This is a genomic window from Halomonas sp. 72, from assembly GCF_052379785.1.
Taxonomy (GTDB): Bacteria; Pseudomonadota; Gammaproteobacteria; order Pseudomonadales; family Halomonadaceae; genus Vreelandella; species Vreelandella citrativorans.
This window is the reverse complement of the sequence record NZ_JBQSYY010000003.1, coordinates 1-14,619: the sequence shown is the minus strand read 5'-3', so window position 1 is coordinate 14,619 and position 14,619 is coordinate 1. Positions and strand designations below refer to the sequence as shown.

Sequence of the window (14,619 nt, the reverse complement as noted above, 5' to 3'; positions counted from 1 at the left end):
GCATGACCCCTGAGGTGGTAATGAGCATGGCGTATCAAGGCATGCGCGTCACACTATTTCTAGCAGGCCCCATACTGCTGGCGGCGCTTTTTACCGGTTTACTTGTTAGCCTTTTTCAAGCGGCCACGCAAATTAACGAAATGACGCTCACCTTTATCCCTAAAATCCTGGCGGTGTTTGCCGTTCTGGTTTTGGCGGGCCCGTGGTTGATTAGCTTGATTACGGATTTTACGACACGACTGTTTACTAACATTCCCAACATGGTGATGTAGTGCCATGGTGGAAATCACCTTTGCTCAGTTGCAAGGCTGGTTGATAGCCTTTTTATGGCCCTTTGCGCGCATTACAGCATTTATGGCCGTTTCCCCGCTGTGGGGACATTCCAGCATCCCTAACCAGGCAAAAGTGGGAATCGCCGCGTTAGTGACCATTGTGATTGCACCGATTCTCCCAGCCATGCCGAACGTCGCCATTATGTCCTGGGCAGGCATAGGGATCATGGTAGAGCAAATAGTGATCGGACTAGCCATAGGGCTGGTCATGCATATTATATTTGCGGTTGTTCAGGCGGCAGGTGAGTATATTGGCTTACAAATGGGGCTTGCGTTTGCCACGTTCTTTGATGCTTCTAGCGGCACCAATATTATGGTGCTATCACGCATTTTATATATGATCACATTGCTCATGTTTTTAGCGTTTAACGGCCACCTAATGGTGCTTGAAACGCTGGTCATGAGTTTTGAGACACTGCCCATCGGGATAAGCGGCTTGAACCCGGGGGCCTTCGATCTTCTGGCCCGCTACGCAGGCACTATCTTCGCCGCGGGTATGCTTCTAGCACTACCCGTTGTGGGCGCGTTACTGATTATCAACCTATGTCTCGGTATTCTTAATCGCTCCGCCCCTCAGCTTACCGTGTTCAATATTGGCTTCCCCACCTCACTCACCGTCGGGCTAACGCTCTTGATGGTCTTAATGACGCGTATTGACCGTTTTCTACAGGCCCTCTTTAGCCAAGGACTGGGAATGATGCAGAACCTGATAGAAGCCATGGCTCCTTTAAACTAACAGCGCCTATAAACTAAAAAGCCCTGTTACGGTAAATAACCGTGACAGGGCTAATATCATGCTCTTATCTGTTTTTACATATAGTTAAACAGTGATAACCCCTTCACATCGACAAACGTCTTCTGCGCGGCCTGCATGCCCACTTGGCGCAGGCTATACTCGGAAATAGCCTCCACATAATCCAGATCTACTAGATCCGACAGCGTTTGCGTATAGTTCATCATGCGGTTACTGCCCACCGCATCAATAACGTCCAACTCATTAAGACGTGCGCCTGCAGAGGCACGCACGGTCAGCACGTTATCCAATGCGTTATCCAGTTCCCGCATCGAGCTATTTAAGGTGTTACGCATAGCCGCTTTTTCAGTATCCGTTTGTGCGGGATTTTCAAGCACGCCAATCGCCGCTTCCAGGGTCTTAAAGAGATCTGCGGGCTGTTCCGGAGTTCCTGGACGGGCCATCGAAATTTCGTCGCCGTCTGCCGGCTCCCCTGTAAGGGTAATGCTGATACCACCAAACGATAGCTGCTGCCCATCGCCAACATATTCGCCGGTTTCAATCTCGCCGTCAGTCCCCGTTACCGTGTAAGCAATATCACCGCTATCATCATCGACGTTGAACTCGACGGTGAATGCCTGCCCGTAATCATCATTGGTGACATCTTTAATATTAGGGCCCGAAAAAGTCACACTGCCAGCATTTCCTGGCGCTGCTTTCGCCACATAGCTAGCACTGCTTGGCACACTCTGGAAAATGGTTTTACCATTTTCAGTCACCGGCATTAACCGAGATGAATCAACCTGCTGCTCGCGGCTATTCGCATCACCATTATATTCAACGCTGCCTTCTGCATTTTTAGCAAACGGAGGCGCATTATCCTTGTAACCGCCAAATAGATAACGTCCACTACCATCGGTCGCATTTGCCTGACCGATGAGCGTTTCGTAAACGCCTTTTAATTCACTGGTAACCGACTCACGGTCCACATCGCTAAGCGTATCGCTAGAGGCTTGGATGAGCAGCTCTTTTGCGCGGATTACCGCATCGCTCACGCTATTGAGGATACTCTCTGTTTGTGCTACTGAGTTGCGAGCCGAGACACGCGAATCAGCGTATTGCTCAGTAATAGAGATTGACTGATCAACGCCCACCGCACGTGAGGCCGCCTGCGGGTCATCCGAGGGGTTGACTACCCGACGACCACTGGCGAGTTGCTGACTCACCTTTAAGAAATCACTTTGCTGGCGATTCATGGAGGCCGTGCTTTGCTCAAACATCGTTACGCTGCTAATACGCATAGCCTAGACTCCTGGATTAACCGCGCAGGTTCAAGATAGTGTCCATAATCGAGCCAGCCGTATCAATAACACGTGCGTTGGCCATATAGTACTGCTGGTAGCGAATCAGATTGGCAGCCTCTTCGTCCAGGTTTACACCAGACTCAGACTGCTGCACCGCACGCAGCTGATCGGTTAGTCCTTGACGCGCATCCAGGTTGACTTGAGTAATATTGGCACGGTTACCCACATCACTCACAATGGAGGCGTAGGCAGAACTAACGGAGGCTGAGCCTCCTACCACAGCTTCACTCTGCAACTTTCGCAAAGCCAATGCGTTACGGTTATCACCCGAGGCCGCGATAATGTTTTGAGCAACCGTTAACGTCGCCGTTTCACCATCGGCAGGACGTGAGGAAAGTGTAAAGCTCATCCCATCAATTTCAACCGCTTGGCCTTCCTCTAATTCACCGCTATCCACATCAAACGGCTGACCATCAACGCGGACCGTTGCCCCCGCTGGCTCTACCTTTAGCGCACCCTCTGAATCCAGCGTTAACGTATACTCTTTATGGTTAGAGAACGCCCCTGGCGACATCTTCAGATCATCAACGGCTAAATCACCCGAGTGTTTAAATGAAGTAAGAGAACTGCCTTCTTCACCGTCTAAGCCTGCATCACCTGCGGCTATTTTATCCCCGTCCGTAATCGCCACCTTCATATCCTGGCCGGCGCGACGAACAGGCTGAATTTCGAACTTATCGCCATTCTGTGGCGTGCTCTCAAAGGCAACATTAACGCCACCAAAGGACAGCACGTCGCCATCCCTTGTGAAGTCCACCTCATCACCACTGTCATTACGCGTCACGCTAAACGCGTCATTGCGATAACTGATGGTGTAATCGGTAGCGCGTAGCTCATCAATATTATCCGTATCGAATTCAACGGATGCTATTTCAGAGGCATTGCCTTGATAGCTGTATCCTAGAGGCTTACTTAGTTCAAAGAAGTCCCCACCCAATTCGCCATCCAGGTCCACGCCCTTTTTATGCTGATCGTTAAAAGCAACCGAGAGCGAAACAGCCAACTGACCAATCTGATTCTGGGTTTTATCCAACGTCTCGGAACGGAACGACATTAGCCCACCCAACGTACCGCCTTTTATCGTCAACTCATTCAACGCAACAGTGTTCCCACCACCGTCGCGATAGCCGACGATGGTGCGTTGTGGGTCGTTGTCAGCCTGTACCGCCTCCAGTTTAAAGGAGTCTGTGCCCGTCACAAGCGGCTGGCCGTTAGGAAGGCTAATGTTATAGGTTTTACCGTCCTGAATATTCAGGCGCAGGTCCATTCGCTCGTTAAGCTCAGAAACCATGTGGTCGCGCTGATTAAGCAGGCTATTGGGGGCATCCCCTGTACGCGCACGCGCCAGAGAAATCTCTTTATTCAGCCCCGCAATCTGCTCAAGCGTATTATTAATCTGGGTCACTTCATCCTTGATTTGGCCATTAATATTGCTCTGCATATCCTGCAGATAGCCATCAAAGGATTTAAACTGCGCGCTAAGTGTGTTTGCGGTTCCCAACACGCCTTGACGCGCGGCCGGGTCAGACGGCGCGCTTGCCAGGTCTTCAAGCGAAGAAAAGAAATCCTGCATCAACGGCGCCAAACCAGCAGCCCGGTCAGCCAGCAGGTTATCGATTTGCGAGACCTGATTGTTATAGGTCTCAAGCGCACTCGATTGTGTCTTCGCGCTATTAAGCTGATTAGCGACGTAGGTATTAAACTGTCGCTCAATGGCATCCACTTTCACACCACCGCCCACATTGCCCTCACCCAACTGAGTGAGTTCGCGGTTGTAGCCCGGCGTGTAAACATTGCTGATGTTATTACTGGTGGTGTTTAAGGCATTCTGGGCAGCATTAAGGCCGCTTAAGCCAACAGAAAACATGCTCATGGTTGATATCCTTAGGCCGATACCTAATATATCGGCAGCACCCTAAAAAACTTGAGCCCTACCTAGCGTGAATCCGCCAGGTAGGTGCTCTCTGTTGTTAGCGACCCCATGGTATTCATAACGGCGATCAGCTTTTGGGCGTAGCGCGGGTCTGTGGCATAGCCGCCTCGCTGCAACGCATGCGCGGCTTGCTCGGAATTGGGCGCCTGCACCACCGCTGCGTAACGCGAATTTTTGCCGATCAGGTTGGCATAATCAGTAAGCGAATGCTCAAATGAATCATAGACACGGAACGTATCAACCACCTGTGTGCGGCGCCCGTTAATATATTCATGCGTCACAATATCGGTGGTTTTACCCTGCCAATGGCTACCCGCTTTAATCCCGAACAGGTTATGGCTGTTGCCTCCCTGACGGGTGGCTATTTCATGCTGCCCCCAGCCGGTTTCCAGGGCTGCCTGGGCTAATATCAACTCTGCGGGAACACCGCTTGCTTTACTGGCAGCTTGCGCGGGAACCGCCAATTTATCGAGAAAGCGCTGCACATGCTCTGGCGCGTTGTTATTAGCGCCAGACATGCCAAGTGATGTCTGCTCACCAACGTCAGCACGCTTGCGTATCGCATCCAATTCTGACAGAAAGCGACCGCTTCCCGGAGAGTTAGAAGGGTGCTCTCCTTGCGGCTGTATGGCGCCATCCAGCACACGTGGAGTGCCGCGTGGAATACCGGCAATGAGCGCTTGTAGTTCTTGATCGGCTACATTTTCTTCGCCCACCACACCTTGGCGCTGAAGCTGCTCGACCAGTACATCTGCCAGGCCTATTCCTTTGGATGCAATGACCTGCGACCACTGCTGGTCCAGCATCTGCTGATAGGTATCCGTCGTCGTGCTACTCATCAGATCTGAAGAGGGAATAGCGTCACGCATGCTCTTCATCATCATATGTACAAAGAGCGCTTCAAACTGTTGGGCGGCTGAGTCTACCCCCGCTTCCGGGTCGATGCGTGCCGTATGCTGCAATCGCTGAAACCCCTGAACGTCTAACGCAAACTGGCCGGCCATATCATTAGAGACGCTCATTAAATCACCTCCAGCTCGGCACGCAGCGACCCAGACGCTTTTAGCGCCTCAAGAATCGTCATCAAATCCTGAGGTGTCGCCCCCAAGGCATTCAGCGCATTAACCACGTCTGTAAGCTGAGCACCCTCTACGATTTGTAGATACGCTTCCTGCTGCTCAATATCGATATCCGTATCCGGCACCACAACGGTTTGGCCCTGGCTAAACGGGCCTGGCTGGCTCACACCCAGGTTTCTATCGATAGTGATTGATAAGCTGCCATGGGCGACCGCTGCCTGGCGTAACGTCACGGCACTGTTCATTACCACGGAACCAGTACGCGAATTCAATACCACTCTGGCCGGCGCTTCAGTGGGCGTTATCTGAACGTTCTCTACGCGTGCCATAAAGTTGACCCGCGCGTTAGCGTCGACAGGGCCATCCAGCGCAATGACACGTCCATTACGGGCATAGGCCACCGATTGGCCAAATTCGTTATTAATCGCGGTCACCATACGCTGCACGGTACCGAAGTCTGATTCATTTAACTGCAGCTCCAGCATCCCGCCATTGCCGCCCAGGTTAAGTGCTACTTCACGCTCAACCAGTGCGCCGCCGGGGATGCGACCCGCTGCCTGCTGGTTAACCTGTACGCTGCTACCACCTGCTTGGGCACCCGCACCGCCTACCAGCATATTGCCTTGAGCAATCGCGTAGGTATCGCCATCCGCACCTTTTAACGGTGTCATCAATAGCGTCCCCCCGCGTAAGCTACGCGCGTTGGCAATAGATGAAACCACAATATCCACACGCTGACCTGGACGCGAAAAAGGCGGTAGATCTGCGGTCACCATTACCGCCGCTACGTTACGTAGCTGCATATTAGTGCCCGGCGGAATAGTCACGCCAAGCTGAGACAGCATGTTGGAGAGGCTTTGGCTGGTAAAGGGGGCCTGGGTTGTTTGGTCACCCGTGCTATCCAGCCCGACCACCAAACCATAACCCACCAACTGGTTATCGCGCACGCCTGCAAAGCTGGCTAGCTCAATCACGCGCTCGGCATAAACGGGTAACGCAAGTAGGCACATCAGTAGCAGAGCGCCCAGTTGCGCCAGCCGCACTTTAATTAATCGAAAACCGTTTAGCTGCATGACGATCACTCTAGGCCACTAAGTTGTTTAGCCATTCCAGGTACCATTAGAAGGGCGAAATATTCAAGAAAAAGCGTTGCAGCCATCCCATGTGCTGAGCTTCATTAATATAGCCATCCCCCACATACTCTATCCGCGCATCCGCTACTTGCGTGGAGGGCACCGTATTCTGGGTGGTAATCGTGCGTGGATTCACGACGCCTGAAAAACGTATGAACTCGGTCCCTTGGTTAATGCCGATCTGCTTTTCGCCCCTAACGCGCAAGTTACCGTTATTCATAACTTCTAAAACCGAGACGGTAATAGTGCCGGTAAACGAGTTGTTCGCTTGCGCACCGCCGCCGCCGTTAAAATCGCTGGCCCCGGCAATATCGAAACCATATTCAGCCAGGGTGTCGAGTACATCAGGCAACTGGGCAAGATCCAGCGATGCGCTGCCGTTACGCGACGCATTGGTACGCGCATTTTTGCTGGCGCTTACCTGCTCATCCAACACGATGGTGAGGATATCCCCCATTGCTCTTGGTCGACGGTCTTCAAACAGCGGCTGATAGCCTTGCCGGGCTTGGTAAATTGAGCCATTGGGAATAGGCGGTGGGCGATCCACAATTTCAATCTGCTCTTGTTCACCCACTACTGAGGCGCGGGGTATCTGGGCACAGCCGGCCGCCAGTAAGGTAAAAAACAGCAAAGCAATAACGCTTAGCCGACGGCTAACATGGTAAAAATCCCGCATGGTTCAATAAACCTCAACGCGCTCTTTATAGCTGGCTCAAACGTGCCAACATTTCATCGCTGGTAGATACGGCTTTGCTGTTAATCTCATACGCGCGCTGGGTTTGGATCATGCTAACCATCTCTTCCACAACGTTCACGTTCGAGGTCTCGACGTAGCCTTGGAACAAGCGCCCGGCACCGTTAATACCCGGTATATTTTCATTGGGAGCACCGGAGGCACCGGTTTCCAAGTAAAGGTTTCCACCTATGCTTTCTAAACCAGCGGGATTAATAAACGATGTCAGCGTAACTTGGCCAATGTCGTTGTCTACCGCAACGCCTGGCTGACGAACACTTACCGTACCATCTTCAGCGATAGTCACAGCCAAGGCATTTTCCGGCACAAAAATAGCTGGCTCCAGCGGGTAGCCGTTCGCCGTTACCATCTGACCATTTTCGTTGAGCTGGAAGCTTCCGTCCCGGGTATAGCCACTTGTACCATCAGGCAACAGCACTTGGAAAAAACCTTCGCCGTTGATAGCAAGGTCACGCGAGTTTTCGGTTTGCTCCAGGCCACCTTGAGTATGTAAACGCTCGGTGGCCACGGCGCGAACGCCGGTACCGACCTGCATACCTGAAGGCAGTCGGTCCTGGATATTGTTCTGTGCACCTGGCTGACGCATATTTTGGTACAGCAAGTCTTCAAACACGGGGCGCGAACGCTTAAAGCCATTGGTACTAACGTTGGCCAGGTTATTGGATATAACATCCAATTTCGTTTGCTGAGACTCAAGCCCGGTTTTAGCAGTCCACAAAGAAGTAATCATGAGTGTTCGTGTTCCCTTGTTAGGCGGCTGCTATCAGCCCTGAATAGAGAGCATGCTGTTGGCCCGCTGAGCATTCTCATCAACGGTGCTGAGCACTTTCATTTGCATATCGTAACGTCGCGCGACATCAATCATCGCGACCATGGCATCCACCGCGCTGACATTACTGCCTTCAAGCGCACCGCTGACCAAACGAGCATCCTCGTTTGCTGGCAGCACACCAGGTGCTCCCTCGTCATTGAGCGGAGCACGAAATAAGCCATCGTCACCGCGTGTCAGAGCCTGCTCGTCAGGCGTTACCAATTTGATCCGGCCAACATCAACGAGCGCTTCTGGGCCCTCGCCTTCAGGAATAGCGCTGATCGTGCCGTCAGCGCCGATGGATACCTGCGCCCCTTGAGGCACCGCAATAGGACCACCATCGCCCATCACAGGGCGGCCTACGTTGAGCAGAACACCATCGCTATCCAACTGCAGGTCGCCACGGCGTGTGTAGGTTTCCGTACCGTCATCGGCTAACACCGCCACCCAGGCATCATCCTGCATCGCGATGTCCAGCGCACGTCCGGTAAACTCAACCGGCCCTTGTGAAAAATCACTCCCCGGCGTGGTGGTCATAACCGACGTACGCGTTGCCAAGAACGCTTCGCCTTGAACGGGCACCGAGCGCGCGGCCTGAAGCTGCCCACGAAAGCCGGTGGTGGTCACGTTCGCCAGGTTATTACTGACCACCGACTGCTGATCCATGGCGTTTTTAGCACCGCTCATGGCGGTATATAGCATCCGATCCAAGTGATTTACTCCTTACAAGAAAGGCCCATTATTAAAGGTTAATAATAGTTTGCAGGAGCTCATCCTGGGTGCTGATGGTTTGCGAGTTGGCTTGATAGGCACGCTGCGCGATAATCATGCTCACCAGTTCCTGGGCCATATCAACGTTGGAGGTTTCAGTGGCGCCAGCTTGTATTAAGCCTCGCATTCCTGTCCCTGGAGCGCCCACCAGTTCCTGACCAGAGGAGGCTGTGGCCGTCCAAAGGTTATCGCCGCCTGGCTTCAACCCTTCTGGATTACGAAAACTCGCCATAGCTACTTGGCCCGCAGCAAGCGATTGCTCATTAGAGTAATTGCGCATAATGGTGCCATCATCCTGGATAGTAACGCCAACTAAAGAGCCGGATGCATACCCATCTTGAGATACATCATTGTCTACCGAGGCATTACCAAACTGAGTGCTACCCGCCAAGTTTATATCAAAGCTAAGCGCTTCAGTTGCTCCCCCAAGTGGAGTAGAAGGGTCGCTGGCATAATTAATATTTGGGCGGTTATTGGCTACATCTACGTACTCTACACCACCACCGTCAGCCAGCTGCGGCTGCCCTACTCGCTTTAAGGTACCGTTTTGATTAAATTCAATAACAAAATCGTTAACACCATAGGCCTCAAAAGCTTCTCCCGGATCTGCAGCTTGTGCAGCTTGCACGACTGCCGAAATTGATCCTGTTGCGGATGCTGTAGCGGCTATTACGTTATTCACAGCGTCAGCAACGTCCGGATCATTAACACCAACTAAAGCTTGTTGTGCGAGATTGTTTGCAACTGCTTGGATCTCCGCAATAGTATTTGCGTCTGCCTCCAAATCTGTCGCTTGAGCTGCGTTATTTTGAGCAGCGATATCACCGCCTGTAGCTGCATTAACAATAAGGTCGGTTGCACTCTGAACTGCAGAAGCCAACTGCACAGGCGCTTCACCTACAATCGCTGTTTGACGAGTTGCAATGAAGTTATTAAATGCTCCAACTGTTGAAGGGTCATTTAATGGATCAATAGATGTTGCTGCAGTAACAACGCCATCTGCGTCGGTAGCGCCATCCATCTGCGCTTGAACTTCAGCAATGTAAGCTGCGTAGACAGCATTAGCCCCAGGTGTTACTTGCTGACCATTTAGGTATTTATCCAAAACCTCACTCAGAGAAAAACCTGCGCTTGAGGCAAAACTCTGTGCGGCACTGTTTACAGCTGCAATAACCTGCTCTTGAGTAGCCCCATTAGTATTTGCTGTGGTAGCGGCATTTTCAATGGCTGTTTGCAAACTTTGCAAACCAGTTTGAACATCGGACATGCTACTTAGCAGGTTATCGTACGAGTCTTTAACAACTTCTTGAGCATCAACAACTCCCTCAACCACACTGCCTGCGGCCAAGCCAACAGGATCCGAGTTCGTACTGTAGTACCCATCCATTACTACTTTTCCCAACCAGCTATTTTCAGCTTCTGGGCGCTTTTCGTAATAAACTGTCATATTTCTTGGATTACCCAATGAGTCATAGACGGTAAAGTTAGAGCTAAAGTTATAGCTCAGGTCTTCTTGGCTCGTTGGATTATCAGAGTTCATCAAATCAGTAGTTACTTGTACTTGCTGTAGTCCAGTACCGGCCTGCACTCGTGAATCCAAATTAAGAGATGTAGATGCAGAAGTAGTCGCATTAGCAGCCAAGTTACCCGCATCTACTGTCAATGCTTGCACAGCGCCACCTGCCTGTACATTGCCTTCAGCGTCTGCTGCGTACCCCATGATTTGCGCGCCTTGGGCATTTACTAAACGTCCGTCCGCCGTCATGGTTAGCTGGCCGTTACGTGAGTAACCCACTTCACCATTGGGCTGCTGAAAGCGGAAGAATCCTTCCCCTGAAATGGCCAAGTCCATATTACGTGATGAAGACTCAACATTGCCTTGGGTAAAATCTTGCAATACGGCAGATGTGCGTACACCAAGCCCTATGCGTGATTCAGCAAATACGTCGGCAAATTGTACATTTGAACTTTTAAAACCGACTGTCTGCGAGTTAGCAATGTTGTTACCGATCGCGCCTAATTTCTCACGCTGAGCGTTCAGACCACTAAGTGCTTGTGAAAAGCTCATGATGTTCCCCTGAAAAAGATATTGTTTAGCGAATAATCAAAGAATTTGTTTAATTTGATCAAGAGCCACTTGGCCATAAACAGCTCCCAAATCCAGGCGAACATCACTGCCACCAGCTCCTGGCGATACCCCTTGTACCAGCGCATAGTTAAGCGCTCGTGACTCAAGAAGTTCACCGTCTGCATTCATCGCCTTGAAGTTAACGCGGTAGGCACCTTCCGGCACTGCCACGCCATCGTTGGTTAAGCCACCCCAGCTAAAGGATTCGACACCTGCAGCAACAGCACCGAGATCCTTGGTATAAACTACCTCGCCTGCTTTGCTGACTACGGTTACCTCAACATTTTCAGCAGCGCTATCCAGCTCAATACCAAATGGTGTCGCGTAAGAGCCACTTTCTTCGTCAACACTGACCATCACGTTATTGCCAGGCACCAATACAGCCTTATCAATCAATCCTGCGGCCTGTAACGCCTGATTGGCATCCATTTGGCTGGTAATACCTTCAAGTGTGCTATTCAGCTCTTCAATGCCACTTACCGTGTTGATTTGCGCCAGCTGCGAGGTCATTTCCGCGTTTTCCATTGGATTCAGCGGATCCTGGTTCTGTAACTGGGTGACCAGCAGGGTCATAAAGCTATTGCGAAGCTCGTCTGACTGGCGAGCCGATAGACCGTTGGAGCCACCACTATTCACAGCGTTAACGACATTTGCATCGATAGTACTCATGCTTATCCCTCACCCAGTGACAGCGTCTGCATCATCATCTGTTTTGTGGTATTGAATACCTCTACGTTCGCCTGATAAGAGCGGGACGCGGAAATCATATTCACCATTTCATGCACAGGCTCTACATTGGGCTTGGCCACATAGCCCTCTTCATCAGCTGCGGGATGATTGGGCATGTATTCCAGACGCAGCGGTGAGTCGTCTTCCACAATATCGGAGACTCTCACGCCACCAATACCAAAACGGGTGTTTTGTGCCTGCGCTTCAAACATCACGTGTTTCGCGCGGTATGTTTCACCATCAGGCCCGGCAATACTATCGGCGTTGGCCATATTGCTGGCGGTGACGTTCATTCGCTGGGATTGAGCACTCATGGCAGAGCCAGCAACATCAAACGCTGAAAACATCGACATTAGTTATCTCCTACGCAGTTTGCTGGCCTACTCAGGCTGCATTGCGTTTTTTAGACCCTGGATACGGCGATTCATGATCGTAAGCGCCGCTTGGTAACGCACGGCATTATCAGCAAACTGAGTACGCTCGCGATCCATCTCAACCGTATTGCCGTCCAGACTCGGCTGGGAAGGAATTCGGTACAGTAACGCCGCATTACCGGCGCCTTGCCAAGCAGGCCCGGCACCGGCCAAATGCTGTCCAGACGTCCGAGCGAGCGTTAACCCCCCTTGGCTGCCCTGTTGTGAAACGCCACCGTCAACGGCTTTTTTAAGCTCGTTGGCAAAATCAATGTCCCGCGCCTTATAATTTGGCGTGTCGGCATTCGCAATATTAGCGGCCAGCACTTCATGACGCGATTGACGCAAGCCTAATGCCTGCTGGTGGTAGTTAAAGGCAGATTCTAGTTGATCAAGCATGCCGCGCCCTCGCTCGCCGGGAGGCAAAAAAATTAAATTTATCGATGGTGAAGAATACGCTTACGGCTGTCAGCCCAAAGCATGGAACAGCTAGCGTTTACACCAGCATTTCGTCTGTTTCATCTACTTCTTTTTCGCTACACTTACTGACTAAATCTCGTTATCCCCCGCCTGCTGAGCTGCCCCGCCATGTCACATCCGCTGCACATAAAACGTTGCTTCTCAGCACTGCTCACGCGCTATTTTTCACTGGTGGCCTGTTTGGCGTGTTTCTCAAGCGCACAGGCAGACGATGCGCTCATGCAGGAAGTGCATCAGTTTTTGTATCAACAAACGCAGCCTCTAGGAGAGGAGGTGGTCATTGATGTGCGCCCTCCTTCTCCTCACTTACCGCTCTGCGTTCAGCCGGAACCTTTTTTGCCCAATGCGGGTCAATCACCACTAGGACGTGTTTCGGTAGGTGTTCGCTGCGGTGAAACACATCAGCAAGTGCGCTATTTGCAGGCCCAAATTGATGTTATTGGCAACTATTGGGTAGCCCAACACGATATTAATCGCGGCACGCTGATTACCCCTGATATGCTCGTTGAGCAAAGTGGTAATTTGGGGGAGCTTTCGTCGCAGGCCCTAACCAATGAAGAAGAAATTGTTGGCAAGGTTGCTCAGCGGCAGATTCGAAGTGGCAGTACCTTTTTAACCCACTTCTTACAAACGCCTTCGGTTGTTGAGCGCGGTCAGCGGGTTACGGTCATCGCTCAAGGCAATGCTTTTCGCGTTTCACGCGAGGGAGAAGTGCTGGAAAGCGGAGGGGTAGGAGACCAGGTTCGCGTGCGCTTTGATACCCGTGAAATAGTAACGGCACGAATTAATGAACAAGGCATTTTAGTGGTGGATTTTTAGATCTGGTCTAAAGTTTTAACCACCAGGGCCGATAGTTGTTATCACTGACGCCGAATACACAGACGTTGACCATAAGGCACACAACGTGAACATTGATAACCTCAATTCATTGTTACGCTCGAACCAAGCGCAGCAACGTGATGAAACACAAAAGATGGGCGGCCCCAAGGCGACTGAAGTCGCTGGTCAAACGCGTGAATCTACTCAGCTTAGCCATTCTCATTTCGATGATACGCAGGATATCGATATGGCAAAAGTTCAAGAGATTCGCGACGCTATTCGTGAGGGCCGTCTTGAAATTCGAGCTGACCGTATTGCAGATGGCTTGATTGCCAATCTTTCAGAGTTATAAGGTAGCGTATTATGAGCCTTGCCCATTTGCTTTCCGACCAGCAGCAACGTATTGATGAGCTAGTGGCGCTATTATCGAGTGAGCAAACACTCTTAACGCAGGGTGACATTGACGGAAAAGCGCTTGCCGATACAGCAGAAGGTAAACAAGCGCTGCTGGCCGATATAGAGCGCATTGAAACGCTACGCCGCAATGTTCAAAAGCGACTTGGCTATGAAGACAACGCCAATGGGGCACGCTTGGCTGCTCGTGATGCTGGCTGTCAAACGGCTTGGGAAACGCTACTCGAAAAGAGCGAGCGTGTTGCGCGTATGAACGAACTAACCGGTCAAATGCTGTCGGTACGCATGAAGCACAATCAGGAAATGCTGGACTATATACGCCAAATTGCGGAAAAAACACTCTATAAACCTGATGGGCGTAATAGCGCGCAGTCGGGAAGAATCAACGCATCCGCCTAGTTTATCCCCTTTAGACAAGTATCCCTTCTACAACTTCAATAAAAGCCTACCTTTTTATTACTGGCTCAGTTGTCCGAACGTTATACCGCTCCAATTGCCAGGGCCAACGGCAGCACCGGTCATGCCGTAATGAATGGGCTTTTAGCCTCAACCGCACCACGCTTGTTAACGGTTAACTGCGTAACCTCCCCCCATCTAGGCGCTCATGCACGTAAATGCTTTCACGCCTGCCGATACTGGTAGCTTTTTAGGATTAGGAAAGAAAATCTATTGAATAGTGATGGGTTCTACTTTTCTTACACGCAAAAAAAAATCCCCCGAGGCGCA

Annotated in this window: 16 protein-coding genes; 5 read left to right on the top strand and 11 right to left on the bottom strand. The window is 51.2% G+C overall.

The window, feature by feature from the left end:
* The first annotated feature begins 2 nt into the window (after positions 1-2).
* A complete protein-coding gene (fliQ, locus tag ACT3T6_RS03880; protein ID WP_087109097.1) occupies positions 3-272 on the top strand; it encodes a flagellar biosynthesis protein FliQ in 270 nt (89 codons plus the stop codon).
* Positions 273-276: 4 nt separating this feature from the next.
* Positions 277-1,068 (top strand): flagellar biosynthetic protein FliR, encoded by a 792-nt coding sequence (gene fliR, locus ACT3T6_RS03875; protein WP_193053694.1) that lies wholly within the window; start codon positions 277-279, stop codon positions 1,066-1,068.
* Positions 1,069-1,142: 74 nt separating this feature from the next.
* Here the strand turns inward: fliR and flgL are convergent, their stop codons facing one another.
* The 11 genes from flgL to flgB form a co-directional block, all read right to left on the bottom strand.
* The gene (gene flgL, locus ACT3T6_RS03870) at positions 1,143-2,366 is read right to left on the bottom strand and encodes a flagellar hook-associated protein FlgL (protein WP_193053695.1); all 1,224 of its coding nucleotides are present in this window, start codon (positions 2,364-2,366) and stop codon (positions 1,143-1,145) included.
* A gap of 16 nt (positions 2,367-2,382) precedes the next feature.
* Positions 2,383-4,302, bottom strand: a complete 1,920-nt coding sequence (gene flgK / locus ACT3T6_RS03865; protein ID WP_193053696.1) for a flagellar hook-associated protein FlgK — start codon at positions 4,300-4,302, stop codon at positions 2,383-2,385.
* A 62-nt stretch (positions 4,303-4,364) separates the two neighbouring features.
* Positions 4,365-5,384, bottom strand: a complete 1,020-nt coding sequence (flgJ, locus tag ACT3T6_RS03860; protein ID WP_193053697.1) for a flagellar assembly peptidoglycan hydrolase FlgJ — start codon at positions 5,382-5,384, stop codon at positions 4,365-4,367.
* Positions 5,384-6,514 carry a flagellar basal body P-ring protein FlgI gene (locus ACT3T6_RS03855; RefSeq protein ID WP_193053698.1) on the bottom strand — a complete coding sequence of 377 codons (1,131 nt, stop codon included), beginning with the start codon at positions 6,512-6,514 and terminating at the stop codon, positions 5,384-5,386. Before ACT3T6_RS03855 ends, flgJ begins: the two co-directional genes overlap by 1 nt.
* A gap of 46 nt (positions 6,515-6,560) precedes the next feature.
* Positions 6,561-7,250: a flagellar basal body L-ring protein FlgH gene (locus tag ACT3T6_RS03850; RefSeq protein ID WP_087109109.1), complete on the bottom strand. Its 690-nt coding sequence runs from the start codon at positions 7,248-7,250 to the stop codon at positions 6,561-6,563.
* Between the two features lie 25 nt (positions 7,251-7,275).
* A complete protein-coding gene (gene flgG, locus ACT3T6_RS03845) occupies positions 7,276-8,058 on the bottom strand; it encodes a flagellar basal-body rod protein FlgG (RefSeq protein WP_087109111.1) in 783 nt (260 codons plus the stop codon).
* A gap of 33 nt (positions 8,059-8,091) precedes the next feature.
* On the bottom strand, positions 8,092-8,850 hold the full coding sequence (locus ACT3T6_RS03840) for a flagellar basal body rod protein FlgF (protein ID WP_193053699.1): 759 nt from the start codon (positions 8,848-8,850) through the stop codon (positions 8,092-8,094).
* 31 nt (positions 8,851-8,881) lie between these two features.
* A complete protein-coding gene (locus ACT3T6_RS03835; RefSeq protein WP_193053700.1) occupies positions 8,882-10,978 on the bottom strand; it encodes a flagellar hook-basal body complex protein in 2,097 nt (698 codons plus the stop codon).
* 36 nt (positions 10,979-11,014) lie between these two features.
* Complete coding sequence (locus ACT3T6_RS03830) at positions 11,015-11,707, bottom strand: flagellar hook assembly protein FlgD (RefSeq protein WP_087109117.1); 693 nt, start codon at positions 11,705-11,707, stop codon at positions 11,015-11,017.
* 2 nt (positions 11,708-11,709) lie between these two features.
* Positions 11,710-12,120: a flagellar basal body rod protein FlgC gene (gene flgC / locus ACT3T6_RS03825; RefSeq protein ID WP_087109119.1), complete on the bottom strand. Its 411-nt coding sequence runs from the start codon at positions 12,118-12,120 to the stop codon at positions 11,710-11,712.
* A gap of 27 nt (positions 12,121-12,147) precedes the next feature.
* Positions 12,148-12,579 (bottom strand): flagellar basal body rod protein FlgB, encoded by a 432-nt coding sequence (flgB, locus tag ACT3T6_RS03820; protein ID WP_087109121.1) that lies wholly within the window; start codon positions 12,577-12,579, stop codon positions 12,148-12,150.
* 300 nt (positions 12,580-12,879) lie between these two features.
* Here flgB and flgA point away from each other — a divergent pair, with 300 nt between their 5' ends.
* The 3 genes from flgA to ACT3T6_RS03805 all read left to right on the top strand — a co-directional run bounded on the left by flgA (position 12,880) and on the right by ACT3T6_RS03805 (position 14,292).
* Positions 12,880-13,479, top strand: coding sequence for a flagellar basal body P-ring formation chaperone FlgA (gene flgA / locus ACT3T6_RS03815; protein ID WP_406565427.1), 600 nt, complete (start codon positions 12,880-12,882; stop codon positions 13,477-13,479).
* Between the two features lie 85 nt (positions 13,480-13,564).
* The gene (gene flgM / locus ACT3T6_RS03810; protein ID WP_087109125.1) at positions 13,565-13,831 is read left to right on the top strand and encodes a flagellar biosynthesis anti-sigma factor FlgM; all 267 of its coding nucleotides are present in this window, start codon (positions 13,565-13,567) and stop codon (positions 13,829-13,831) included.
* 11 nt (positions 13,832-13,842) lie between these two features.
* On the top strand, positions 13,843-14,292 hold the full coding sequence (locus tag ACT3T6_RS03805) for a flagella synthesis protein FlgN (RefSeq protein ID WP_172117788.1): 450 nt from the start codon (positions 13,843-13,845) through the stop codon (positions 14,290-14,292).
* The last annotated feature ends 327 nt before the right edge of the window (positions 14,293-14,619 follow it).

Coding starts and splice junctions, on each gene's coding strand:
- flgJ (WP_193053697.1), bottom strand. CDS start 5,384: ATGAGCGTCTCTAATGATATGGCCGGCCAGTTTGCGTTAGACGTTCAG.
- ACT3T6_RS03850 (WP_087109109.1), bottom strand. CDS start 7,250: ATGCGGGATTTTTACCATGTTAGCCGTCGGCTAAGCGTTATTGCTTTG.
- flgB (WP_087109121.1), bottom strand. CDS start 12,579: ATGCTTGATCAACTAGAATCTGCCTTTAACTACCACCAGCAGGCATTA.
- fliR (WP_193053694.1), top strand. CDS start 277: ATGGTGGAAATCACCTTTGCTCAGTTGCAAGGCTGGTTGATAGCCTTT.
- ACT3T6_RS03830 (WP_087109117.1), bottom strand. CDS start 11,707: ATGAGTACTATCGATGCAAATGTCGTTAACGCTGTGAATAGTGGTGGC.
- flgL (WP_193053695.1), bottom strand. CDS start 2,366: ATGCGTATTAGCAGCGTAACGATGTTTGAGCAAAGCACGGCCTCCATG.
- flgG (WP_087109111.1), bottom strand. CDS start 8,058: ATGATTACTTCTTTGTGGACTGCTAAAACCGGGCTTGAGTCTCAGCAA.
- ACT3T6_RS03835 (WP_193053700.1), bottom strand. CDS start 10,978: ATGAGCTTTTCACAAGCACTTAGTGGTCTGAACGCTCAGCGTGAGAAA.
- ACT3T6_RS03805 (WP_172117788.1), top strand. CDS start 13,843: ATGAGCCTTGCCCATTTGCTTTCCGACCAGCAGCAACGTATTGATGAG.
- flgK (WP_193053696.1), bottom strand. CDS start 4,302: ATGAGCATGTTTTCTGTTGGCTTAAGCGGCCTTAATGCTGCCCAGAAT.
- ACT3T6_RS03855 (WP_193053698.1), bottom strand. CDS start 6,514: ATGCAGCTAAACGGTTTTCGATTAATTAAAGTGCGGCTGGCGCAACTG.
- fliQ (WP_087109097.1), top strand. CDS start 3: ATGACCCCTGAGGTGGTAATGAGCATGGCGTATCAAGGCATGCGCGTC.
- flgC (WP_087109119.1), bottom strand. CDS start 12,120: ATGTCGATGTTTTCAGCGTTTGATGTTGCTGGCTCTGCCATGAGTGCT.
- flgA (WP_406565427.1), top strand. CDS start 12,880: ATGCAGGAAGTGCATCAGTTTTTGTATCAACAAACGCAGCCTCTAGGA.